This is a genomic window from Bacillus sp. FDAARGOS_235, from assembly GCF_002073415.2.
GTDB classification, from domain to species: domain Bacteria; phylum Bacillota; class Bacilli; order Bacillales; family Bacillaceae_G; genus Bacillus_A; species Bacillus_A toyonensis.
The window spans coordinates 2979164-3003236 of sequence record NZ_CP020437.2; the positions used below are offsets into that span (position 1 = coordinate 2979164).

Below are 24073 nucleotides of genomic sequence, written 5' to 3' on the forward strand. Positions count from 1 at the left end.
GAAATAATGGCTGTAAATGAAAAGATAGAATTGGCTACATTTGCTGGCGGGTGCTTCTGGTGCATGGTTTCGCCATTTGAAGAGATGGAAGGTATTATAAAGGTTGTTTCTGGCTATACAGGTGGTCATAAAGAAGATCCAACCTATAAAGAAGTTTGTTCAGAAACGACGGGACATTATGAAGCGGTACAAATTACATTTGATGCAAATAAAATGCCGTATGAAGAGTTGCTTCAAATATATTGGAGACAAATTGATCCAACTGACGTCGGCGGACAATTCCATGACCGTGGACAGTCTTATGAAACAGTGATTTTTTATCATAATGAAGAACAACAGAACAAGGCAGAGGCTTCAAAAGAAGAACTTGCGAAGAGTGAGCGCTTTTCAAAGCCAATTGCGACAAAAATATTGCCAGTTGCTACATTTTATCCAGCTGAAGAATATCATCAAGGATATCATAAGAAAAATACATTCCGCTATGAGTTATATCGTAAAGGATCGGGACGAGATGCTTTTATTAAGCAACATTGGCCAAAGGATAATGCTCATTTAAAAGAAAAACTCAATGAGATGCAGTTTTATGTAACACAGGAAAACGGTACAGAACCACCATTTCGAAATGAGTATTGGAACCATCAAGAAGAAGGTCTTTATGTAGATATCGTTTCAGGCGAGCCATTGTTTACTTCTATAGATAAATTTGATAGTGGATGTGGCTGGCCGAGCTTTACGAAACCGGTGATGTCAGCTAGTGTGAAAGAAAAAATGGATGTTAGTCATAATATGACGCGCACGGAAGTGAGAAGTAAGGAAGGAGATTCACATCTTGGGCATGTATTTCCAGACGGCCCAGGACCAAATGGCCTTCGTTATTGTATAAATTCAGCAGCTCTTCGATTTATCCCAAAACGGGAGTTAGAGAAAGAAGGATATGGGGATTGCCTAATCTTGTTTGGAGATAAAAAATAACCTCGCTAATTGCGAGGTTATTTTTTTATTATTTTACTTTTTTCTTTTTAAACTTGCTTAATACTTCATAAACGATTGGAACGATAAGAAGTGTTAATAACGTTGAACTTGTTAATCCACCAATTACTGTTACACCAAGTCCTTTAGAAATTAAGCCGCTGCCTTCGAATCCTAATGCAAGCGGGATAAGAGCCCCGATTGTTGCAATTGCAGTCATTAAAATTGGACGAAGGCGTGTAGCACCAGCTTCTAGTAATGCTTCACGTGTGGATAAACCTTCATTTTCTTTATGAATAACACGGTCAATAAGCACGATTGCGTTTGTTACAACGATACCAATTAACATAAGCGCACCAATCATTGCAGATACACTTAACGTTTCACCAGAGATTAGTAAGGCAACGAGTGCACCAATGATTGTGAATGGTAGCGAGAATAAGATCGCAAATGGTGCAAGGGCACCACCAAATGTAACGACAAGAACGAAGTATACAATGGCAATCGCAGCTAACATCGCTAAGCCAAGTTGTTTGAATGATTCTTGAATATCCTTTGTAACGCCTCCCATAGAAACGTCTACACCAGAAGGAAGATCCATTTTATCTACTTCTTTTTGAACTGCAGCAGATGCTTTTGAAACGTCATCCGATGTTAATTTCGCACTAACTTCTGCATAAACGCGACCATCACGATGTTTTACTGTGTTAGAAGTTTCACCTTCTTTTACAGTCATCACATCTTTAACAGCAATTTCATTGCCAAGTGGTGTTGTAATTTTTCGATTTGTTAAATCATCGATTGTATCATAATTTTGTTTTTCAGCTTCTACATATACATTTACATCTTTACCGTCTTTTTTAATTGTTGTTAAAACAGGGCGATCATGTTGATTAGAAAGACCCATTCCAATTTGAGCGGCCGTTAGACCCATTTTACTTAGCTTTTCTTGATCTGCTACTAAAGTGTACTCTGCATATGTTTTTGCAATACTAGAGTCTATGTCTTTTAAATCTTTGTTTTTCTTCATGATATTTTGAAGATCTTTTACGACAGGCTTAATGTCTTCCGAGCTATCTCCGTAAACGTATAGTTTAATTTCATTACTACCGCCACTTGCTCCGAAATCTTGGTTTTTCCATTCGCCTTTTCCAGACATCTTTTGTAAATCTTTCACGACTTGTTCTTTTTCTTTTTCAAAGTTTTTCGTATCGTTATCATATTGAACGAAGAACATTGCTTGATTTGATTGACCAGGACTCATTGGGTTTTCGCCACCTAATGAGAATTGAATTGTTTTGACGTCTTTATTATTTTGGAAGTGCTTCTCAGCTTTCGTTGCAATTTTTTCAACGTCTTCTAATGTTTGACCTGGCTCTGGATTGTATGTTGTAATAATCATTTTTTCTTCTTCAGAAGGTAAGAAGCTTACACCGATAATCGGCACAAGTGCGAGACTACCAACTAATAGAAGGACAGCGATACTTGATGTAATGATTTTATGATTTAAAGCCCATGCAAGTATGCGTTTATAACCGTTTGCTAATTTACTTGGTTTCTCTTCATGATGTACTTCTTTTTCTCTCATGCTCTCTTTTTTAAATAAAGAATGAGCTAGCATTGGTACGATTGTAACTGCTACTAGTAACGATGCTAATAAAGCGAAGACGATAGTTAAGGCGAATGGTAAGAACATTTCACCAATCATACCTTTTACAAGTCCAAGAGGTAAGAATACAGCAATGGTTACAATAGTAGAAGACATAATTGGGACAAACATTTCCTTCGTAGCTTCACGAATTAAATCTTTTCCGCGTAGTTTCTCTTCTGATAACGACATTCTTCGGTAAATATTTTCAATAACAACAATTGAGTCATCGACAACGCGTCCGATAGCGACTGTCATTGCTCCAAGCGTCATAATGTTAAGCGTAATATCCATTTGCTTTATAACTAAAACAGCAATTAATAAAGAAAGTGGTATAGAAACGACAGAGATTAATGTTGTTCGGATATTTCGTAGGAACAACATAATAATAACAATCGCAAAGATAGCCCCGAAAATTGCTTTGCTAAGCATTGTTTCAACCGATTTCTCAATCGGTGCACCTTGGTCGAATGTTGAGATGATTTCTAAGTCTTTATATTTTTTCTCAAGGTCTTTTACTTTATCTTTCACTGCATTTACAACATCAACCGTATTTGCATCAGCAGCCTTCACAATTTGAATTCCAATGGCTTCTTTTCCATTCGTTCGAGAAATAGATTCTGCTTTCCCAACTTCTTTAATGTCAGCAATTTCGTCTAATGTAACTGTTGGAATTCCATTCATAGCGGCTGGATTCATTTGCGGCGTTTGTGCACCGGCTCCAGCATTTTGATTACCTTGAGCGCTAGGTGCTGAAGGTACAGCTGGGATTTTTAGCTCTTTTAATGCTTTAATTGTTGTAATATTTCCATCTACAATAACTGATTTTTCCGTGTCTTTAAATGTATATAAGCCAAGTGGTAAAGATACATCCGATCCTTTAATCACATTTTTTACAGTATCTTCACTTAAACCTAATTCTTTCATCTTATCTTTCTTGAAAACAAGTTGTACTTCATCTACTTGTTGACCTGAAATTTGAACAGATGCAACACCATCAAGTCCTTTTAATCCTGGAACAACATTTTTTTCTACATTTTCTGTTAACGTAGCTAAAGATTCATTTTTACTTGCTACACTTAACGAAATAACAGGAAAAGCATTAAAGTTTACTCGTGAAACTTTCGGATCTTTTACGCCTTCAGGAAGTTTTACATTCGTGAGAGCTTCTTTAATTTCTGTTTCGGCCTTTTCCATATTTTTATCAAAATCATACTCTACTTGAATAGAAGATGCGTTTTGAAAAGATGATGAACTAACAACGTTTACACCGCTTAAATTTTGCAATTGCTCTTCCATCGGTTTTGAAACTTTGTCAGCTACTTCTTCTGGTGTAGCACCAGGATAAACCGTAGTTACTGTTACAACAGGTGTTGTAATATCAGGAATTGTTTCCAGTTTCATATTAAGCCCAGAATATATCCCTGCAATGGTAACAATAATGGTTAGTAGCCAAACTGCGAACTTATTTTTTAATGAGAAATTGATGATTTTGTTCATGTTTGCGCTCCCTTTATATTGTATTGACCAACTGGTCAGTCTAATACATAATATAACTGACTGGTTGGTCAGTAGTCAATGAAAAGAGATGATATAATAAAATCAAATTCGAGTTTATAATATGATGCGAGATTAAACGTAGGAGAGAAGATATGAAAGAAAAAGAGCGCTTAATTATAGAGATGGCTATGAAGTTATTTGCGACTAAGGGTGTAAATGCGACATCAGTGCAGGAAATTGTGACAGCTTGTGGTATATCTAAGGGAGCTTTTTATTTATACTTTAAATCGAAAGATGAGCTTTTATTAGCAACACTTCGATATTATTATGACAAGATTCAAAATAAAATGATGGATATTGAAAAAGAATCACTATTACCCCGTGAAAAATTTGAAAAACAATTGTGCTGTCAGTTTAATGATATACAAAAGCATAAGGAATTTATTATTATGCATGCGAGGGAAAATGCTATTCCATTTAATAAAGAAGTAGAAGAATTTATGATGAGGATGAAATTGGAATCTCATGCATTTTATCGAAATAGTTTGTTGTCTATTTATGGTGACAAGGTTATGCCGTATTTATTAGATTTAGTAATTATGGTAGAAGGGATCTGCCGTGGATATTTAGAATTAATTATTTTACAAGCGCCAGAAATTGATTTGTCCTATGTATCGGCTTTTATTTTAAAAAGGGTGGATCATTTAGTAGATGGACTTATAGAATCTTCGGAAGAACCTGTTTTACATGAAGAAAGACTTGGAGAGTTTCTTTGTAAATCAGAGCTTATTAAAGAACAAGTTAAGGAGCATTTTTTAAAAGAAATAATTGTTTTTAAGCGTACATTAGCTGATCAATTAGAAGATGATGAATTACTTATTACGCTAGATGTTTTAGAGGCAGAAATGAGATTGCCAAATCCAAGGGTCCCAGTCATTCAAGGGATGTTGTCTAATTTAGATGTATACCCAAATTTAAAAGAGTTCCGTTTGAGACTTATGGGGTATTACAATATAAAAAGGTAACAATGATAGTTTTCATTGTTACCTTTTTTATTATGCATTCACTTTTTCTTTTTTCTGTGCAGCCTCTTCTTGTTCAATATTGATCGTTTCTTTCACGATATAAATCGGACGGTTTTTACTTTCGTCATAAATACGAGCAATATACTGACCGACGATTCCAAGACCAAGTAACTGAATACCGCTAAAGAATGTAATAGCAACCATAATGGATGCCCAACCTGTTTGAGTACCATCGCCGATGATTTTCACAGTAATTGTATAAAGCAAGACAATTATAGAAATGAGAACTGATAATAAGCCTAAAGACATAACAATTCGTAACGGTTTTGTCGAAAAGGCAATGATACCGTCTGATGCAAATTTAATCATTTTCTTTAATGGGTATTTTGTTTCGCCAGCAAAACGCTCGTCACGTTCATATTCAACATACGTTTGGCGGAAGCCAACCCAAGACATCATACCGCGAATAAAGCGATTTCGTTCTGTCATTTGATTGAACACATCAGCAACTTTGCGATCGATGATTCGGAAATCACCTGTATCTTTTGGGATATCGATATCAGACATATAGTTTAAGAATTTATAGAAATATTTAGCAGTTAAAAGTTTAAACCAAGTTTCACCTTTACGTTGTTTACGTTTTGCATAAACAACTTCATATCCTTCTTCCCATTTGGCAATAAGCTCAGGAATAACTTCTGGTGGATCTTGTAAATCTGCATCTATAATTACAATAGCGTCACCTTTTGCAGCAGCAATACCCGCTGTAACAGCTACTTGATGTCCGAAGTTACGTGCAAAATTAACAATTTTTGTACGGTAATCATTTGCTGCAATCTCAGATAAAATGTCCATTGTACGATCCGTACTGCCATCGTTTACAAAGACAAATTCATAATTAATATTATTTTGAAGCATAACGGACTTTAAACGATTATAACATTCCTGTGCTACTTCTTCCTCGAAGTACATAGGAACTACAACCGAAATTAATTTTTCCATGTTGTATCCTCCGTAGTTTTAATAAGTTGCTTAAGTTTAATTGGTAGCCTGTTCAGTTTGGTTGAATGTCCAAATTTTATTAAGGATAAAATTTATAACCATTCCAACACCAATTGCGAAGATTTGTGCAATAAATGCATTAAAGGTAAGTTTATCTACTAATATAAACAAACATAATGTATTAAAAGCCAATACAATTAAATTTACAGTTAGAAACTTAAAGAACATTGACATGCTTTTATTATTAGGTTTAAACACCCAATTTTTATTCCAATAATAGCTATTGGCAACACCAATTAAATAGGCAATGGTATTCGCAACAAGATAGTTCATCCCGAGCTTTACCAATATCCCAAAACTAATAATTGTAATGAGTGTATTAAAGATTCCTACTAAACCAAACTTTAAGAGTTTTTCCATCATAGTATCCTCATTTTTATAAAATAGAAAATGTAGAAAGATTATTCATACATAACAAATACATATTATAACATATTTTATGCTGAAACGTTATTTGTTTTAATTAGGGAAAATATGAAAAGAACGAGCGATATATGTAAAGTCTAGTTATATATATGGTATGATTGATTTACGGATCGACAATTAGAAGAGGTATAGTGTGAGCAAAAAAAAAAATGGGTATTTTAGGTTTTTGGGTGGAAATGAAGGGCCCTACATATTCATTACGTTTTTGTAAAGGAGATACCACTATTCTTATAGTAATGTATAAAGGAGTAAATTGTATTGAACTTATTTTTAAAAGGAATGTCTACTTTCTCTACACGAGCGGTATATATCATATATGGATTTTTTGCTTCGGTATTATTTATTAATTATTTTTCAGATACACAAAAATATAATTACGTAATATTATTAACGGGTGTTTTATTATTATCTATAGTAGGAAGTTTTATCCTTAGAAAAGGCTCGCTGTATCTAGAAAAATTAAATGAAAAAAAATGCTTTTTCGTTTTAGTAATCGTTTGTTTAGCAGTTAAATTAACATGGGTGCTCAGCTATCAAATTCAGCCATTAGTTGATTATGCTACGTTTTATTATACTGCAGAAGAATTAAGTGAAAGCTTCGTTATTAATAAGAGATACATAGCATTATTTCCACATATTTTTGGTTATGCGTCAGTCTTAAGTATTTTCTTGAAGATATTTGGCTCTAGTTATATGATACCACCTATTTTGAATGTTATCCTAACTACAATATCAATGGGATTAATATATGCTATATCTAGAAAAATTGGTGGGGTAAAAACTGCAATAACAGCAAGTGTTTTATGGATCGCGTTACCTTCGCAAACCATGTATAATATGTTTGCATTGTCAGAGCCGCTCTATTGTACAGTACTGTTGTTGATTTGGATGATTATGATAATCGTTCATGAGAAAATCGCCAATATAAATATAAAAAGATTACTTGTTTATTCCATTTTAATAGCAGCGTTACTTGCATTTATGAATATGGTACGACCAATTGCAGCAGTTCCAATTATAGCTCTAGTGATATGGTTCTTTATTATAGATATAAAGCAAATTGGGAATAAAAAAATATGGTTAAATAAGATAACATATGTAGGGGTTATCGTTGTCGGATACCTTATTTTTTCCTCGGCGATAAATCAGTATATAACATTACGTTTAGGTGAAGAAATAGCATCAACCCCGGGTTATAATATTTATGTAGGATTTAATGAGGAAAGTTCGGGGAAATGGAATAAGCCAGATGCTGAACTATTGTTTTATTATAGTGATAAACCAGGATGGACTGCTGATGATGCTCAACAGAAAATGCTAGAAGAAGCAAAAGAAAGGGTGCAAAGTGGTAATATCGACTTTGTGAAACTATTCTCCGATAAATTCTTTTCGTTTTTAGGTGATGATAGTTCAGCAGTGGACTATGCTGGGCCTGTATTAGATAATATAGTACGATACACTGTAGCATCGAATATGTTTTATTACTTCTTAATTGCTACCTCAATACTAGGTGTATTAGTGGCTATAAAAAATAAAAATAAATCTTCTCTATTTATTATTTGCTTATTTGCAATAGGGCTAACAATGGCACAGTTGTTAGTAGAAGTGGCATCAAGATATCATTATTCAGCTACAATATCAATGGTAATCTTGGCTGCTTTTGGTATAAATCATGCTTTCAATAAAAAAGAGAATATAGATATAAATGAAAAGGCATGAGTTCGGTATTGTACCGGGCTCATGCCTTTTTATTCGGTTTTAATTTGTTTTGATGATTAAAACCTTACTGTATTTTATACTTTTGAGGTTTTTCTATTTGATATAAATCGATAGCATAAATATAGCCCATAGCTTTGAATGATTGTAAAGCTAGGCATGATGAAGTATCGATATCTTGTTTGGTATTCGATTAAGAAATGAACAGTTACGTAACCAATTATTAATAATAAAAATAGTGTGTAATGCGTGTTGTTTTGCTTAGTCAATATGAGATAAAGAAGTGCTAATGTACTGAATAGCATAGATGTAGTATATATATACTTTTCATATTTCGTAAGGTCGTCTTTTAAAGTAATCATATCATTATCTGTGTTCCCAAGTGTTAGTAGACTCCATACTGGGGCGGAGTCGTACTCTGCCCACATGAGTATGAACTTATCACCAAATAACGATAAAACCTTTTGTGGATCAGCTAATCGTTCTTGAATCAGTTTCTTTTCAGCAGCTTTTCGTTCTTCGCCAATCTCAAGGGACATAATATATTCCGCATCTGCTGCAGAATAGCCACCTTTTGTTTCGTGATTAAATCCTACTGTAAACTTCCAGAGAGGATCACGGTTAGATAGTGGATATTGTGTAATTCCCGCAGATATAAACGAATAACTTATAATGTAATGAACAAGGTAAAATACAACGAAAATTCCACAAAGTTTTTTTATAGAAGTGAAAATATCTTGCTTTGATTTCCCTAACATACCGTGTAAAAAGACATAAATAGTTACTGCAATCAAGATTATACCACCAAGTGGACGCATGATGTCCCCTAAGGAAAGTGAAACTCCTATAAAAATCCACATATATTTATGGCTTAATCCTTTTGTAATTAATAAATAAAATCCAAGGTAAAATAGGAACGTGGCAAGATGTTGATTTGTTAGGACTGAGCTCAGCACAATACTTGGGATATATACTGCATATAGTAATCCAGCCACGCGTCCGGACCACTCATTAAATATGTGAGAAGTTATTTTATAAACGAGAAATGTTGTTCCAGTGCAATAGAATACATTTAAGAGCTTTAGAAGGAAGGTTCCTTCACCAAATAAATTAACAATAAAAGCTTCGTACATTGTAAATCCAAGTTGATAAACCCACGAAGTATAATATATGCTTTGAGCAAAACTAAAATCTCCTTTAGTCGCTTGCAAAGCACCATTGTACATCATACCAAAATCTGATTCGACAGGAGTTTGGATATTAAGAATCCAGATTAATCGAATAGAGAAAGCTAAAATGATAAGTGAAATGGCGAACATTAATTTTGACATATATTTATTGGAAATATAGCCAATTAGTAAAAATAAAATCCCTATTAGAATAATACTTGGGATTATAATAAGTAAACGAGTGTTGGCCTGTTCTCTAACTACATATACTGAGTGCCATGTAATAGCTCCAGAAATAATGAGACATAGCACTAACAATGATTTCACAAAAAATGTATTGAGTTTTAGAAAAAATGAACTTTGCATTATAATTAAAAACTCCTTATTGAATTTTATGGCTATTTCAAGGAAAAATCCCTTTACACACTAAGTGGTGGTGTAAAGGGATGATTTCAGGTGATTAAGAATTTTCTTGGGCCCATTTTTCTACATCCCAAGTTTTTGTTATCCAATCTTCATAAAAATCGGGTTCGTGGCATACAAGAAGAATTGTTCCTTTATATGCTTTCATCGCCTTTTTTAGTTCCTCTTTTGCTGTAACATCAAGGTGGTTCGTCGGCTCGTCAAATAGTAACCAGTTGCTGTCTTCTCCCATTAGCTTACATAAACGAACCTTTGCTTGTTCACCACCGCTTAATTGGTTCAGTGGACGAGAAATATGTTCATTTTTCAAACCGCATTTTGCTAGCATTGCACGTACTTGGTGTTGGTCCATGCTAGGGAATGTATTCCAAACATCATCAATTGGTGTTATATTATCAGCTTTTACTTCTTGTTCGAAGTATGATGGATTTAAGAAGTCACCAAGACTTGTTTTTCCGCTTAATGGTTTGATCTTACCTAAAATTGTCTTTAATAGTGTTGACTTACCGACCCCATTACATCCAACGATTGCAATTTTTTCACCACGTTCGATTGTCATCGTTAATTTTGGTAATAACGGATGTGTATATCCAATCTCTACATTTTCTCCTTCAAAGACGAATCGGCTACTTGCGCGACTCTCTTTAAATGAGAATTCAGGTTTAATTGCTGTTTCAGGACGATCAATACGTTCCATACGATCGAGTTGTTTTTGACGACTCTTTGCACGACCTGTCGTTGAGTAGCGAGCCTTATTTTTCGCAATAAAATCTTCTTGTTTTTTAATAAATTCTTTTTGTTTTTCGTAAGCATTAATATGTTGGTTTTTATTAATTTCAGCAAGTTCTAGGAATTTTTCATATGTCGCTGTATAACGCGTCATTTTTGTAAACTCTAGATGGAAAATAATATCGACACATTTATTCATAAATTCCGTATCATGGGAAATTAATAGGAATGCATGTGGATATTCTTTTAAATAATTTGTTAACCAATGAATATGTTCAACGTCTAGATAGTTGGTAGGTTCATCTAATAGTAATACTTCTGGTTGTTCAAGTAGTAATTTTGCAAGTAACACTTTTGTACGTTGCCCACCACTTAATGCGGCAACATCACGATCTAAACCAATTGCGTCAATTCCAAGACCACGCGCTGCTTCCTCAATTTTCATATCTAATAAATAGAAACCACCTGCTTCAAGAGCATCTTGTATTTCTGCCATTTGCTCAAGAAGCTCTTCTAATTCTTCAGGTGTAGCAGTTCCCATTTTTTCTGTAACTTCATTTAAAGCTTTTTCTTGTTCAAATAAAGGTAAAAACGCATCTGCTAATATGTCACGAATTGTGCGGCCAGGTGTTAAAATTGTATGTTGGTCTAAGTAACCATAATTTGTACCAGGTGTCCATTCAACTCGGCCTTCATCATGGATAAGTTGACCAGTAATTATATTCATAAATGTTGATTTACCAACACCGTTTGCTCCAACTAATCCAACGTGTTCTCCTGCGAGTAAGCGCATGGATACATCTTTAAATAATGTACGATCACCAAATGTATGGCCTAATTTTTCAACAGTTAATAAGCTCATAATGTCCTCCGTTCAATTCTAAATAGTGTCTTGAATCATGATACTAAATTCTTCGATATAATGCTATCATTTCAAAAATGTATATTTTTTCAAATAAGGATTTGCATTATTTTGGAAAAAATATATAATATAATTGAACAGTGGTTAATTAAATCGTGAGGTATAAAAAATGTCGCCAAGAAGAGCAGTCAAACAAGAGTTAACAAGAGAAATGATTATGAACGTAGCAAGAAATTTATTTGTACAACAAGGATATCAGCACACTTCAATGCGTAAAATTGCGACGGAACTAGGGTATAGCCATGGTTCAATTTATTACCATTTTAAAAATAAAGCTGAACTTTTTTATGCGATGGTAGAACAAGACTTTCAATTGTTAAATGAAAAGTTAGATGAAATTAGTAAAAGAAACTTATCTCGAGAAGAGCAGTTAAAAGCAGTTTTATTTGGTTTTATAGAGTTTGGTTTGAAAAATCAAAGTCATTATGAAATGATGTTTTTAATTAAAAACGATGAGTTAAAGGAATGTTTGGCAGACGGCCCAAATGTTAGTTATGAAAAATTTGCAAAGGTTGTTTTTTCTTTATGTAATAAAAAAATAGATACAATGACGATATGGTCTGTCTTTTTATCATTACATGGGTTTGTCGCACATTATTGCGGAAGTGGGCAAACATTTGAAGAATTAAAGGGGCTTGCTCAAGTGCATGTAGAGTTTATTTCAAAATCGCTTCTAATGTAGGTGATTTTCTTTTTGTTATTAATTGAACAGTGGTTAATTAATTGGAGGGGGAACTTATGATGAGAAAAGCGTTAGTACTGGGAGCATCAGGAGCAATGGGTTATGCGATTACAAAGGAGTTATGTAATAGAGGGATTGATGTAGTTGCCTTTGCAAGAAATAAGGAGAAGTTGGAGAATTTATTTCAAGGAGAGGAACATATACAAACAGTAGCAGGAGATGTATTTGTAAAAGAGGATATAATAGATGCTGCGAAAGGTGTAGATGTTATATTCCATGCTGTAAATATCCCATATTCAGATTGGGAAAAGAAGCAACATAAACTATTAAGAAACATATTGGAAGTAGCAAAAGAGAGTGATAGTAAGTTAGGGATCGTTGATAATATTTATGCATATGGAAGGCAAAATCAAAGGCTGGTTAAAGAAGATGCTGAAAAGAATCCTCATACGAAGAAGGGGAAAATACGATTACAACTTGAAGCGATGGCAAAGCAGAGTAGCGTCAAAATGTTTATTGCTCATTTTCCTGATTTTTACGGTCCAAATGCGGAAAGCACACTTGTTCATCATACTTTACATGGCGTACTTGCAAATAAAGTGTCTAGCTTTGTTGGAGATAAGAGAATTGCACGCGAGTATATTTTTACGCCAGATGGTGCAAAAGCGATGGTTGAATTAGCGTTATGTGAGGAGGCTTATGGACAACAGTGGAACATACCAGGTTGCGGTGTCATTACCGGAGAAGAGATGATGCAATATATACGTGAATTGACGGGATATACAAAACAAGTTATGACCGTAAAAAGAGGAATAATAAAGTTAATGGGTTTATTTGATAAGCAGATGAAAGAATATGTAGAAATGCTCTATTTGACAGAAAAACCGGTTGTATTAAGTGGAGAAAAATATGAAATGCTCATTGGGAAAGTACCTAAAACATCTTATCGCGAAGGATTAGAGGAAACAATCTTATCTATGCAAAAGAAATAAAAGGTGTAACCATTTCATAGAAATGGTTACACCTTTTTCATATGAGTTTATTTTAAATATCCACGAATAATCCCGCGTAAACGATTTGCATGGAATTTACGTTTATCATTAGAAATATTTTGTGTCATACGGAATGTGGCAGCAGCAACAGCACGTAAGAAATAAGGGAATCCATAATGTAAGCGAATCACTCTGCCAAAACCGCCAGCATAAGAAATGGCACGTTTTAATGATTGTTCATTTATAACTTCTTCTTTTACAGGATGGTATACGAACAGATCTTTTCTAAATAAACCAGTGTGGTCTTTTTTCATACCGCGTAGAACAAAGTCGGTTTCTTCACCAGCTCCATAAATCGTTCCAGAGCCAACACCTAAATCCTCGTCGAATGTACCTACATCTTGTACAAATTGTTTTGTAAAGAATAGTGTAAAAGAGGGACCTAAAAATCCATATTTGTTATTAAGAATAATGTCTGTATTAGGTGCAAGTATTAAAGAACCAGTTCCTTCAACATTAGTAGTGTTTGTTGATATAAACTGAACATCGTTATTAGAGTTGAAAGTTTCTAATATACTTTCTAAAACATTTGTTTCATAAATACAATCGTCATCTGGAAAAGCGATGATATCGCCATCCGCTACTTTTAATCCAGTATTTCGAGCTCTAGATAACCCTTTAATAGGTGTATAAATGTAGTTAATAGAAAATTTTTCTTTATATTCATCAAAGAGATCCGAGATTGGAGTATCATTTTGATCTACTACGATGAGTTCAAAGTTTTGGTAAGTTTGTTTTTCAAGTGATTTTAGTAAGTCAAGAATATCATCACGTCTGCCACAAGTAGCCATGATTAAAGAGAATTTCAATTTTAACAGCTCCTTTAAGAATTACGTTTAAGCTTTTTTAAATCGTGCTTGTATTTTTTCTATTAGAGTAAAGAGAATTTCATCCTTTGTTAAGAAAAGGATAAGAGCATATGTTAATCCGCATGCTACCATGACTAGGAGAACTTGTAGTATTTGCCCAGATACGAACATACGAATAACGAATGCTATTGGTACAAATGTTAGTGAATAAAATAGATATTTAAGTTTTTGCATATCAAATAATGTATAATTCACTTTTAATTTCTTTTTAACATAAATATATTCAAGTACAATTAATAAACTGTTAGCAATTGTAGTTGTGAAAATTGCTGTCGCTGGTGTAAGCACATGGAAGAATATTAGTGCAATATTGGATGCTAGGTTAATAAACCCGCAAATGAATAAAAAGCGTACTAAAATACCTTCCTTCTTTTTAACATAAATAATTTGATTCGATAAAATAGATTCAATACCAACTGTAATCATATAGAAAGCGAACACAATTAATGTATTACCAGCCCCAGCAAATTCTGATCCACCATAAATGACAACAGCTCCGTGAGCAATGAGCATTAAACCAATTGCGGCGGGAAATAGGGTAATAAAATACACCTTTGAAATTTTGTTTAACAAAGATTCATACTCACTTTCAGATGCATTTCCTGATAAGTAAGAAAGCCGTGGAATCGTTACTTGTACAACGCTTAACATAAGTGTATTAATAATGGTCATAATTTGAAAAGCCATAACGTAGTAAGCGACCTCTGCTTTTCCGGCGTATTCACCTAACACAAGACGATCTAATTGTGTATATAAAATATTAGCATTTGAAAAAATGACGACTAATAGCAACGGTTTTAAATGCGGGATAATGGTTAAGTTAGAAAAATCAAACTTTACTTGGCGTTTCACATATACAAAGCTAATAGAATGATTTAAAAATGTTGATAGTGCTAATAAACCTGCGAATGTTTTATAATCATCCACTCCATGAACTAGGCAGAAAAGCAGTACAACATAAATTAGTCGAACAATAACTGTTTTTTTAGTGATGAAGTCATAATTTTCATACGCTTCATTGAACCATTCCACATAAAATAGATTGGAAATAAAATTGAAGCCAAAAATAAGAAGAACAGGAAATAAGCTTTCATTTCCATATCCAATATAACTAAAGGTTAAAAAAGCACATAAAGCTAAAAGGCTAGTTGTAACATTAATTACATAGAGACTTGTGAATAATTGAGAAACTTTCTTTTTATCATTTTTAATTAAGCTAACTTCACGTAAGCCATATTGATATACACCAAAAACCGCGAATATGAAAAAGTAATTAAAAATAGTTTCAGCAAAGTTAACGGTTCCCATCGAATTGGCTCCTAGCATGCGGTATGCGTATGGACCAACTAAGATTGGAAGTATAATGTTAAACGTATTGAGTAGTATTTTATAAAAAATATTTGAAACAATAGACTTTTGCATAGTTTCACCTTTCCATTAAAGTAATACAATTTAATTAAAATGCGTTTTATATTAAAGTTTTTAAGTAGGGATAATTACTTCAACTAAAATGAAATTGTTTTTAGTTGGTAAAGAATAATGATCGTTCTTTATTGTATTTTGATATAGTAAAAAACAAGGCGTTTTCTACACAACTTGCAAATTTTTAAATTAGTTTGCTGACCGCCCGTATAAGTGTACCTTACATAAACTTTGTAAAGCAACTATTCCTCGATTAGAAGCGAGTTATAAATAGAACTTTATACACTAGAAAAAGTTAATATTGAAATAGCCTAGCCAAGATATGTATAAAAATATTACATAGTATTTGTGAAAAGACGTAGAGATTGTATGAGAGACTTGAACTGTTTATAAAGAAATGAGCGAATACAAGTTAGTTATCCGCTCAGAAGGTATTTTCGATATTGAAATTTTATACACTCCAAGGCTTATTTAAAGTTAATACCTCAGCCATTTCTTTGCTTTTTAAACGTCCTTTTTTTCGGGTCTCAGCACGTTCGGAACCAGTTTTATGCAACCAATGTTCTTCCTCAGTTTCTGGTAATACTTGAGGTACAGAAGAAGGTTTGCCATCTTGTAATGCTACGAATGTAATAAAGCAAGTAGCGGCGATACGGCGTTCTCCCTCTAATAAATTTTCTGCAATTATTTTTACGAAGACTTCCATAGATGATTTACCAGTATAGCAAACAAATGCCTCATAACAAACAGAGTCAGCTTGATGAATAGGTGTTAAAAAATCAACAGAATCAATGGATGCTGTCACACAATGCTTGCGACTATGCCTTGCTGCTGCAATAGAAGCAATACTATCAATTTCAGCCAATAATTTGCCACCAAATAATGTTTGATGGTTGTTTAAATCATTTGGAAAAACACGTGTTGTTTTAATTGCTTTTGATTCTCTCATAAATTTCTTTTCCATATATTCAGCCCCTAGTGTACATTTTCAATCAGAGTGACATGTTCTTTATGACATAAAAGGAAGGTTAGTTCCTATTTGATTTTACCGGGTATTTAAACAAGTAAAATGTATGAGTAGAGGAGTAATAATACTTTTGAAAGTATATTCATGTAACTGAAAGAAAATTTATTTTGTCTAAAGTGTAGTGTAAAAGAGGATTCGCTTACATTGCAAGTGAAAAAGTAATGACTATATATTTGTCATAGAAATTCCCTATCAGCCGTGTACCTATTCATGATAGAATCGTTTTGTTATGAATGGAGATAGAGGTGCAATGGACATATGAATCATATACAAACAAATTTTTCGTCTTTTTTCAGTAAAATAATGATTGGTGCGATGCTCACATTTTTTGTTTATAGTTGTTGGTCAGCGTTTGAAACAAGTAAGCAATTTTTTGGAGGAAGTACAACGAGTGTAACAATCGTATTGGCAATTTTCGTCATCCTCATATTGTTAGTGGCATCAATTTTACAATATCGTTTTACAGATAAACAATTTTTTATTTTTCTTATGAGCGTATCTATAGTTGTGAGAGTTAGTATGGTTTTAATTGTAGATGTTCCGATTATCGGTGATATGAAAGCGATGTATGAGTCTGCAAAGCAGATTGCAATTGGCAATAATATAGAGAATATAACACAGTTACCCTTTATCATTTATGAATCGATAGTTATTCGTATATTTGGTGATACGGCATTTGTTTTACAGTTATTTAATATTTTGTTCTGTACAGGAACTGCGTTTTTAATTTATCGTATTGCCGCTATGGTTTTTGGGGAAGAATGTGGTCGCGTTGCGTCCGTATTTTACGCTTTATATATTCCAAATATATTTATGAGTTCCTTATTAGCGCCTGAATCGCTCGCAATATGCTTATTTTATTTTGCTTGTTACATACTTTTATATAAAGGATTAGATCATCCTTATATGTGGGTGCTTTCAGCGGTTTTATTTGCATTTAGCAATATGCTGTTCCCAATGGGGTTATTTCTTCCTATTTTTATTGCGGTATATGTGTTGTTAATTGAATTGTTTCAATCCGCAACGAAACAAAAAATACTATTAAAGATGATAGGGATGCTTATTCTATTTTATAGTGTTCATTTTGGCGTGAGTTACGGAATTAAGACGATGGGAATGTCACAATATACGATTTCGAATGAGACGTATGTTCAATCGGTTTTAATCGGTAAAAATCAAAAAGAGGAAAAAATACCGGGAAATCAAACTGTAATAGAACATATTGATCAAAAGTTAAAAGAGATTGAGAGTGAAAGATTTAAACTGCTAAAACCAGTAATGAATCAGTTTTCAGATGAGGGGATAAATTCTATCCTATTCAAATGTGAAAAGCTGATATATATAGCAATAACATTATTCATGGCTATAGCTTTATTACATTTTCTTATTAAGAAACAAAAGAATGAAGGATACATGTTGTTCTTATTGTTGATTAGCGGATATGTATTGCTAAAAATCTTTCAAGTAGATATGGCATACTATAATATTATTATGCCAGCATTGTTTATTTTACAAAGCTTTGGTGTCTATATGAGTTATGTGTATTGTCAAAAAATATTTTTTAGAAAATAAAAAGAATCCAAAATGGATTCTTTTTTTATTGTTAGATGATGAAAAATCGTTATTAATATAAGCTTCGCCTTATCGGTTTAGTTCTAGTTGTAGACTATCAGCTGTTAGAGCCATTTTTGAAGAATCGTCTTGAATGCCCTTCATTACTTGCGAAATAGCTTCTAATTCATTTTCAATTTTTTTATTCTGTTCTTTCGAATTAGACATATCTTTTACGATTTCATGGAAGTATTGATCTGTCGCGTACATACTATCAGTTCCTTCAGATACGAGAGAACTAATCTGTTTTACAGAAGAAGAAACATGAATAATCTGTTCATTTGTTTTTTCAACGAGTTTTGTAACGTTGGAGATAGATTCTTTCGTTTGCTCTGATAATTTTCGGATTTCTCCAGCTACAACAGAAAAACCTTTGCCAAACTCTCCAGCACGTGCAGATTCAATAGCAGCGTTTAGTGCTAGTAAATTTGTTTGCTCTGCAATTGATTTAACGATATCTATGATTTCGTTAATTTTGTTAGAAATATTGAGAAGTTCATGAGTATCTGTAATGATAGTTTCCATATTTGTTTGAATGTATCCCATTCGTTTGTTTTGCTGATTTAATTGTTCTTTACCTTTATTAGCTTTTTCTTCTGATGTGGTTGCTAATGATGTACCGGTTTTGGCAATCTCTACAATAGTTTCGGATTTAGCAGTTAACTTTTGAATAGAAGAGCTTGTTTTTTCAGATACAGCTGCTAGTTCATTTGCAATATGTGTAATTGTCATAGCCGTTATTTCTTTTTCTTTTTCATGTTCTTTTTGAATTTGTTCATACTCAGATTCATAAGCTGCAAGAACAAGCTCTTGTTCAAGTGTGAATAATTTGTTTATTACATTTATAGAATATGAAAAATCATCGATTATTGTAATCTTTGTTTGTAAAATCTTTATGATGGAACGGAATAATTCTTGATAGGCAGCCGTATACCATTTTCTATGTAAGCCAATTTGAACATGTCTTTTGGCAATTCTGACACGTTGTTCAATAAAATCTTCGTGCATATCTCCACTGAATAATTCTTTAATATGTGTTTTTAAAGTTTGTTTTAGTTTTGGAATAGAGCTGTAACGTTCAATAATAGTAATTAAATTAGGTTGTTTTGTAATATTGGCATAGAATTTTTCTGTAATCCAATCTATTTCCTCATAAATAAAGGGCTGTAGTACTTTTACAATTTGTAAATCTTCCTTTGAAATATGTAGCATATCCATTTGAATCCTTAATTCGGAATTAGCAGGTACGTTAAAGGTTATTTGTTGTTCCTTACTTAATTCAATTATACTGGTGTTTGTTTTATGAGTATGTTTTTTAAAAACCCCAAGCATCGTTCTTCCCCCTGTTTGTGAAGCGTTTTCATTTTTGTTTCTAATATAATTATATATTTTTATATTCGATTACTCTATATCTGTGTATAGAATAGTATATAAATTAAGAGAATTCTATGTAGAATTCTCTTAATGACCTTTATTAATTTTAGCATGTGTTTTAAAGAAAACAGGGAAATGTACATTATATATTACAGTGACGACACGAATAATGAATGTTACTAATAAACAAACATAGAAAGCTAATACGTGCGCCCCCATTGCATGTGTGATTAAGAAGCTAATTGCTCCTAATATAGAAGCGATTGCGTAAATTTCTTTTCGGAATACGTAAGGGATATCTTGGGCGCATATATCACGCAAAATACCGCCTCCAATCCCCGTAATGACTCCCATTGAAACAACTAAAAATGAGGCATCAACATGATGTGACATTGCCGCATTTGCACCAATGGCTGTAAAAACACCTAAGCCAACAGCATCAGAAAGCATAATAACGACTTGAAGTTTATTGATACGCTCAAAAAACATACAAGTAAATAGTGCTGATAATACGCTTACGAAAAAGTAAATAGGTTTTACAAATGCGACAGGAGGCAGGTTACCGATCATAATATCACGAATAATACCGCCGCCGAGCGCAGTAGCTACAGCTAAACAAAGGACACCGAATAAATCTAAATCTTTTTTTAAACCAACTAATGTACCAGAAATAGCAGCGGCGATAATGCCAAGAAACGTAAATATGTCGATTAATAACATGGCTGTAATCCCTTCCTCCTAAAGATGTTCCAGAGAAAAAATATACACTAAAGTTATGTAAATAACAATGCATTTTCGTTACATGTAGAAAAAAAGAAAAAATAAGGAAGGAAAGCGTTTGAAAATGCAAATTTACTTTTTTTATGAGGTAAGGTTGGATAGAAATGTGAGACGTTTAATTAAAAAATATATGTTATAATACATATTTGAGATGAGAAAAATAATAATAATTGTATAGAGTGAATTTAGGTATAAGTTATGGAGGTTCTAGATGTTAAGGGAAAATAGTACAAGTAATAAATTTGAAAATTTTCTATTAATCTTTATTTTGTTGCAACCCATTTTAGATTTGCTTACAGCATTTTGTATAATGGTTTTAAAAATTGATACGACTATTGGAGTTATTACACGTTTATTCGTTATGCTTCTAGGTGGGATATATATTTTAATTCAAACAAAGAAGAGAGAGAGTATAAAATATATATCGTATATAATTCTAGTTGGAATTGTTTTCACTATTGGGTTAATAAATAATAAATTTACAAAGAACCCTATGGTGTTTACAGAAGAAGTTAAGTTTATAGCAAAAGCTTTATATCCGTTTGTTATGCTTACTTGTTATGTGTTTGTTTTTAAATCTTTAAAAGAAAAAAGACATTCAAAAATGCTTGAATATATTACGTATGCATCGTTAATCATAGGAATAGTAATGGTAGTTTCGATTGCAACGGGAACAGATTACAATAGTTATACGTGGTTGAAATTAGGGTCTCGTGGTTGGTTTTATGCAGGTAACGAGCTAGGATCTATTTTAGCCATCATGTGCCCAATTGTTATTTTGTATTCAATTGAAAAAACAAAAAGTATAGGTAAAGTATATTATTGGATTCCTTCAGTTTTAGTTGTCTATTCACTATTTGCAATTGGAACGAAAGTTGGTGTAGGAGCCATCTTTGTGGCAATGGCTATTGCAGTTGTTATGTGCTTTATCCAGGCATTTACACAGCGTAAAGATGGAAAGAAAAATGTCTATTTATTAAATGGTTTTATTGCAATGACTGTTTTTGTAGGCATAATGGCATATACACCTTTTTCGCCATTCATGAAAAATATGGGATTCCATTTCCAATTTATTGAACAGCAACAGAGTGCGAAAAATGAAGAGAGAAAGAAAGAGGAAGCGAAAGAGCATAAACCTCCAGTGACAGAGAAAGAAAAGGAACAAGAAAAAGAAAGAGAGAAAGAAAAAGAGAAAGAAAAAGTAGCTGAGAAAAAGGAAGAAACTCAAGCTATTATTTTTAGTGGGCGTCAAATATTCGAGCAAATGTATAAAGATTTTTATAAGGAAGCCCCAATGTCTCAAAAATTATTAGGTATGGGGTATGCTGGTAACTATAAAGCAGATCCGAAATTAATTGAACGTGATTTTCATGATTGGTTCTATTCATTCGGAATTATAGGATTTATTTTACTGGTAGTTCCGTTCGTATACTTTGGTATTAAATTCATCGCATGTGTATTTACTAAGTTTAAACAAATATTTACAGTGAGGTACGCAATGGTAATTGCAGCAATCCTGTTAGGGTTAGGTATCTCATTTATCGCTGGGCATATTTTAATGGCACCTGGAGTAAGTTTTTACTTAGTATTACTCATGGCATATTTAATAGTTGACTTGGAAATTGAATGATAGAAAAATAAAAGCTAGCATATGTTAGCTTTTATTTTTGTTATAGTAAATAAAAATAAAAATGGAGGATGTAAGAAATGAAAGTGTTGCATATTAATGCTGGTGCAGAAGAAGGTGGGGGGAAAACACATATTATTTCACTCTTATCTCAGTTTCCACAGAAAGAAGTGGAATTAATGGTATTTGAAGAAGGGGCGATTGCTAGAGAAGCGAGGAACCTTGGTATTCAAGTACATGTTTTTACTCAGTCATCTCGGTACGACCTATCAATTCTTTCAAAAATAAAATCATTTATTAATGAAAATCAATTTGACATTGTGCATACACATGGCGCACGAGCGAATTTCTACCTCTCCCTCTTGAAAAAAGGTATAAAAGCGAAATGGATAATGACCGTTCATAGTGATCCAACCTTAGATTTTATGAAGGGGGGATTAAAAGGATGGGTATTTACGAAATTAAATTTACGTTCTTTCAAGAAGGTAGATTTGTTTTTTGCAATTACGGAAAACTTTAAGGAAAATATAATAAAGCTTGGGGTACCAGAAGAGAAAATTTGTACAATTTATAATGGAATTGAGTATGATAATATTCCAGCAAAGGCTTATGATAAGAGTGAATTTGGTATCGATGAAGGAGTATTTACAGCGATCCAAGTAGCTCGTCTTCATCCTGTTAAAGGACATAGTATTTTATTTGAAGCGTTACAAAAAATTAAAATCCAAAATATAAAGATACTTTTGCTTGGTGATGGACCTATAGAAGCAGAATTAAAAGCTGTGGTGAAACAAAAAAACTTAGAGGATAAGGTGATTTTTCTAGGTTTTCGTACAGATTCAAAAGAATTATATGCATCTGCACACATTAATTTGTTAACTTCTTATAGTGAAAGTTTCCCTCTTGTTTTATTAGAAGCAGCTAATCAACGCTTAACATCGATTGCAACAAATGTGGGGGATATGAGAAAGCTAATAGTTGATGATACATATGGATGGATTGTACCGATTGGTGATGCAGATTCGTTAGCAAAATCATTAGAAAATGCTTATGAAAAGTGGTTGAATGGGGAATTAGAAGAGATGGGAAATCGTTTATATGATTACGCATCTACTCATTTCTCACTAAAGAATTTGTATGAAGATACTCGTAGTGCATATAAAAAACTTTTATTGAAATAGAGAGGATATTTAATTATGGCAGTACAAACAGTTGATATTCTAGGCGTTCCTTTCTCTACAATGACAATGGATGAAACAGTCCAATATTTAAAGGAACAACTAGAATCGGAGCAAAATGATACCTTTCAGGTAGTAACAGCGAATCCTGAAATTGTTATGTGTGCAAAAAAGGATGAAAAGTTCCATAAAACATTATTAAATACAGATTTAATTACACCTGATGGTATTGGGGTTGTAAAAGCAAGTGGTATGCTTGGTACACCTGTAAAAGAGCGTGTAGCAGGTTTTGATTTAATGTGTAATTTGTTTGCGAAGTTATCAGAAGAGAATAAACCAGTATCCGTTTTCTTATTAGGAGCAAAACTACATGTTGTACAAGCTGCAGCAGATCATTTAAAGAAGACATATTCAGCTGTATCTATTGTCGGTACGCAAGATGGGTATTTTAAGCAAGAAGAAGAAGAGAATATCGTTTCTCGTATTCAAGAAGCAAAACCAGATCTACTACTTGTTGCACTTGGTTTCCCAAGACAAGAGAACTTTATCCAAAACAATAAGCATCGTTTAGAAACGAAAATGGCTGTTGGAGTAGGTGGAAGTTTAGACGTATGGGCGGGAGAGGTAAAACGCGCACCAAAGTGGATTCAAGCGATTCATTTAGAGTGGTTTTACAGGTTATGTAGTAATCCAACACGCTGGCGTCGTCAGTTAGTATTAGCGGAATTTTTAAAAGAAGTAATGCGTTCAAAAAAGTAGCGAAATCTCGCTACTTTTTTTTGTTGATTTTTGATAAATATTTTAAATTTTGGGAATGATGAAGGAGAATTTTTTACACGAAAGTATTTTACTTATGTAATTC

Annotated in this window: 19 protein-coding genes and 1 pseudogene; 9 read left to right on the plus strand and 11 right to left on the minus strand. The window is 33.1% G+C overall.

The features are described 5' to 3' along the window. Positions 1-6 precede the first annotated feature (6 nt). The gene (gene msrB, locus A6J74_RS17300; RefSeq protein WP_080609546.1) at positions 7-972 is read left to right on the plus strand and encodes a peptide-methionine (R)-S-oxide reductase MsrB; all 966 of its coding nucleotides are present in this window, start codon (positions 7-9) and stop codon (positions 970-972) included. A 28-nt stretch (positions 973-1000) separates the two neighbouring features. Here the strand turns inward: msrB and A6J74_RS17305 are convergent, their stop codons facing one another. Further along, positions 1001-4117 (minus strand): efflux RND transporter permease subunit, encoded by a 3117-nt coding sequence (locus tag A6J74_RS17305; protein ID WP_001033538.1) that lies wholly within the window; start codon positions 4115-4117, stop codon positions 1001-1003. A gap of 152 nt (positions 4118-4269) precedes the next feature. On the opposite strand from A6J74_RS17305, the gene A6J74_RS17310 reads away from it, so the two are divergent. Further along, positions 4270-5142: a TetR/AcrR family transcriptional regulator gene (locus A6J74_RS17310; RefSeq protein WP_000659604.1), complete on the plus strand. Its 873-nt coding sequence runs from the start codon at positions 4270-4272 to the stop codon at positions 5140-5142. A 30-nt stretch (positions 5143-5172) separates the two neighbouring features. Here the strand turns inward: A6J74_RS17310 and A6J74_RS17315 are convergent, their stop codons facing one another. Together A6J74_RS17315 and A6J74_RS17320 are read right to left on the minus strand one after the other, a co-directional pair. Next, positions 5173-6144, minus strand: coding sequence for a glycosyltransferase family 2 protein (locus tag A6J74_RS17315; RefSeq protein ID WP_000413116.1), 972 nt, complete (start codon positions 6142-6144; stop codon positions 5173-5175). A gap of 36 nt (positions 6145-6180) precedes the next feature. After that, the gene (locus A6J74_RS17320; protein WP_002092954.1) at positions 6181-6564 is read right to left on the minus strand and encodes a GtrA family protein; all 384 of its coding nucleotides are present in this window, start codon (positions 6562-6564) and stop codon (positions 6181-6183) included. A gap of 324 nt (positions 6565-6888) precedes the next feature. On the opposite strand from A6J74_RS17320, the gene A6J74_RS17325 reads away from it, so the two are divergent. Continuing rightward, positions 6889-8349, plus strand: coding sequence for a glycosyltransferase family 39 protein (locus tag A6J74_RS17325; RefSeq protein ID WP_001048187.1), 1461 nt, complete (start codon positions 6889-6891; stop codon positions 8347-8349). Between the two features lie 74 nt (positions 8350-8423). Here A6J74_RS17325 and A6J74_RS17330 read toward each other — a convergent pair whose 3' ends face one another. Then, on the minus strand, positions 8424-9881 hold the full coding sequence (locus A6J74_RS17330; RefSeq protein WP_001191900.1) for a glycosyltransferase family 39 protein: 1458 nt from the start codon (positions 9879-9881) through the stop codon (positions 8424-8426). A 94-nt stretch (positions 9882-9975) separates the two neighbouring features. Then, positions 9976-11529 (minus strand): ABC-F family ATP-binding cassette domain-containing protein, encoded by a 1554-nt coding sequence (locus A6J74_RS17335; RefSeq protein WP_000055386.1) that lies wholly within the window; start codon positions 11527-11529, stop codon positions 9976-9978. 169 nt (positions 11530-11698) lie between these two features. Between A6J74_RS17335 and A6J74_RS17340 the strand changes: the two genes are divergently transcribed. Further along, the gene (locus tag A6J74_RS17340; RefSeq protein ID WP_000075002.1) at positions 11699-12271 is read left to right on the plus strand and encodes a TetR/AcrR family transcriptional regulator; all 573 of its coding nucleotides are present in this window, start codon (positions 11699-11701) and stop codon (positions 12269-12271) included. Positions 12272-12327: 56 nt separating this feature from the next. Continuing rightward, on the plus strand, positions 12328-13263 hold the full coding sequence (locus A6J74_RS17345; protein ID WP_002046064.1) for an SDR family NAD(P)-dependent oxidoreductase: 936 nt from the start codon (positions 12328-12330) through the stop codon (positions 13261-13263). 47 nt (positions 13264-13310) lie between these two features. Here the strand turns inward: A6J74_RS17345 and A6J74_RS17350 are convergent, their stop codons facing one another. The 3 genes from A6J74_RS17350 to A6J74_RS17360 all read right to left on the minus strand — a co-directional run bounded on the left by A6J74_RS17350 (position 13311) and on the right by A6J74_RS17360 (position 16578). Next, complete coding sequence (locus A6J74_RS17350; protein WP_000672689.1) at positions 13311-14132, minus strand: glycosyltransferase family 2 protein; 822 nt, start codon at positions 14130-14132, stop codon at positions 13311-13313. Positions 14133-14159: 27 nt separating this feature from the next. Then, positions 14160-15614: an oligosaccharide flippase family protein gene (locus A6J74_RS17355; RefSeq protein WP_002040054.1), complete on the minus strand. Its 1455-nt coding sequence runs from the start codon at positions 15612-15614 to the stop codon at positions 14160-14162. Between the two features lie 451 nt (positions 15615-16065). Then, positions 16066-16578, minus strand: a complete 513-nt coding sequence (locus tag A6J74_RS17360) for an acyl-CoA thioesterase (RefSeq protein ID WP_000412115.1) — start codon at positions 16576-16578, stop codon at positions 16066-16068. A 321-nt stretch (positions 16579-16899) separates the two neighbouring features. On the opposite strand from A6J74_RS17360, the gene A6J74_RS17365 reads away from it, so the two are divergent. Next, positions 16900-18213, plus strand: a complete 1314-nt coding sequence (locus A6J74_RS17365) for an ArnT family glycosyltransferase (RefSeq protein WP_001015670.1) — start codon at positions 16900-16902, stop codon at positions 18211-18213. 69 nt (positions 18214-18282) lie between these two features. Here the strand turns inward: A6J74_RS17365 and A6J74_RS30715 are convergent, their stop codons facing one another. The 3 genes and pseudogenes from A6J74_RS30715 to A6J74_RS17375 form a co-directional block, all read right to left on the minus strand. Continuing rightward, positions 18283-18984: a methyl-accepting chemotaxis protein gene (locus A6J74_RS30715; RefSeq protein WP_370115450.1), complete on the minus strand. Its 702-nt coding sequence runs from the start codon at positions 18982-18984 to the stop codon at positions 18283-18285. 102 nt (positions 18985-19086) lie between these two features. Continuing rightward, positions 19087-19584 (minus strand): annotated as a pseudogene (locus tag A6J74_RS30720) (protoglobin family protein); the annotation flags it as partial. A gap of 129 nt (positions 19585-19713) precedes the next feature. Further along, positions 19714-20346 (minus strand): trimeric intracellular cation channel family protein, encoded by a 633-nt coding sequence (locus A6J74_RS17375; RefSeq protein WP_000924369.1) that lies wholly within the window; start codon positions 20344-20346, stop codon positions 19714-19716. A gap of 271 nt (positions 20347-20617) precedes the next feature. Here A6J74_RS17375 and A6J74_RS17380 point away from each other — a divergent pair, with 271 nt between their 5' ends. The 3 genes from A6J74_RS17380 (at position 20618) to A6J74_RS17390 (ending at position 23970) form a co-directional block, all read left to right on the plus strand. After that, positions 20618-22036: an O-antigen ligase family protein gene (locus tag A6J74_RS17380; protein ID WP_000943143.1), complete on the plus strand. Its 1419-nt coding sequence runs from the start codon at positions 20618-20620 to the stop codon at positions 22034-22036. Between the two features lie 77 nt (positions 22037-22113). Continuing rightward, positions 22114-23214, plus strand: coding sequence for a glycosyltransferase family 4 protein (locus A6J74_RS17385; RefSeq protein WP_000865927.1), 1101 nt, complete (start codon positions 22114-22116; stop codon positions 23212-23214). 15 nt (positions 23215-23229) lie between these two features. Continuing rightward, the gene (locus tag A6J74_RS17390) at positions 23230-23970 is read left to right on the plus strand and encodes a WecB/TagA/CpsF family glycosyltransferase (protein WP_000290753.1); all 741 of its coding nucleotides are present in this window, start codon (positions 23230-23232) and stop codon (positions 23968-23970) included. Positions 23971-24073 lie beyond the last annotated feature (103 nt).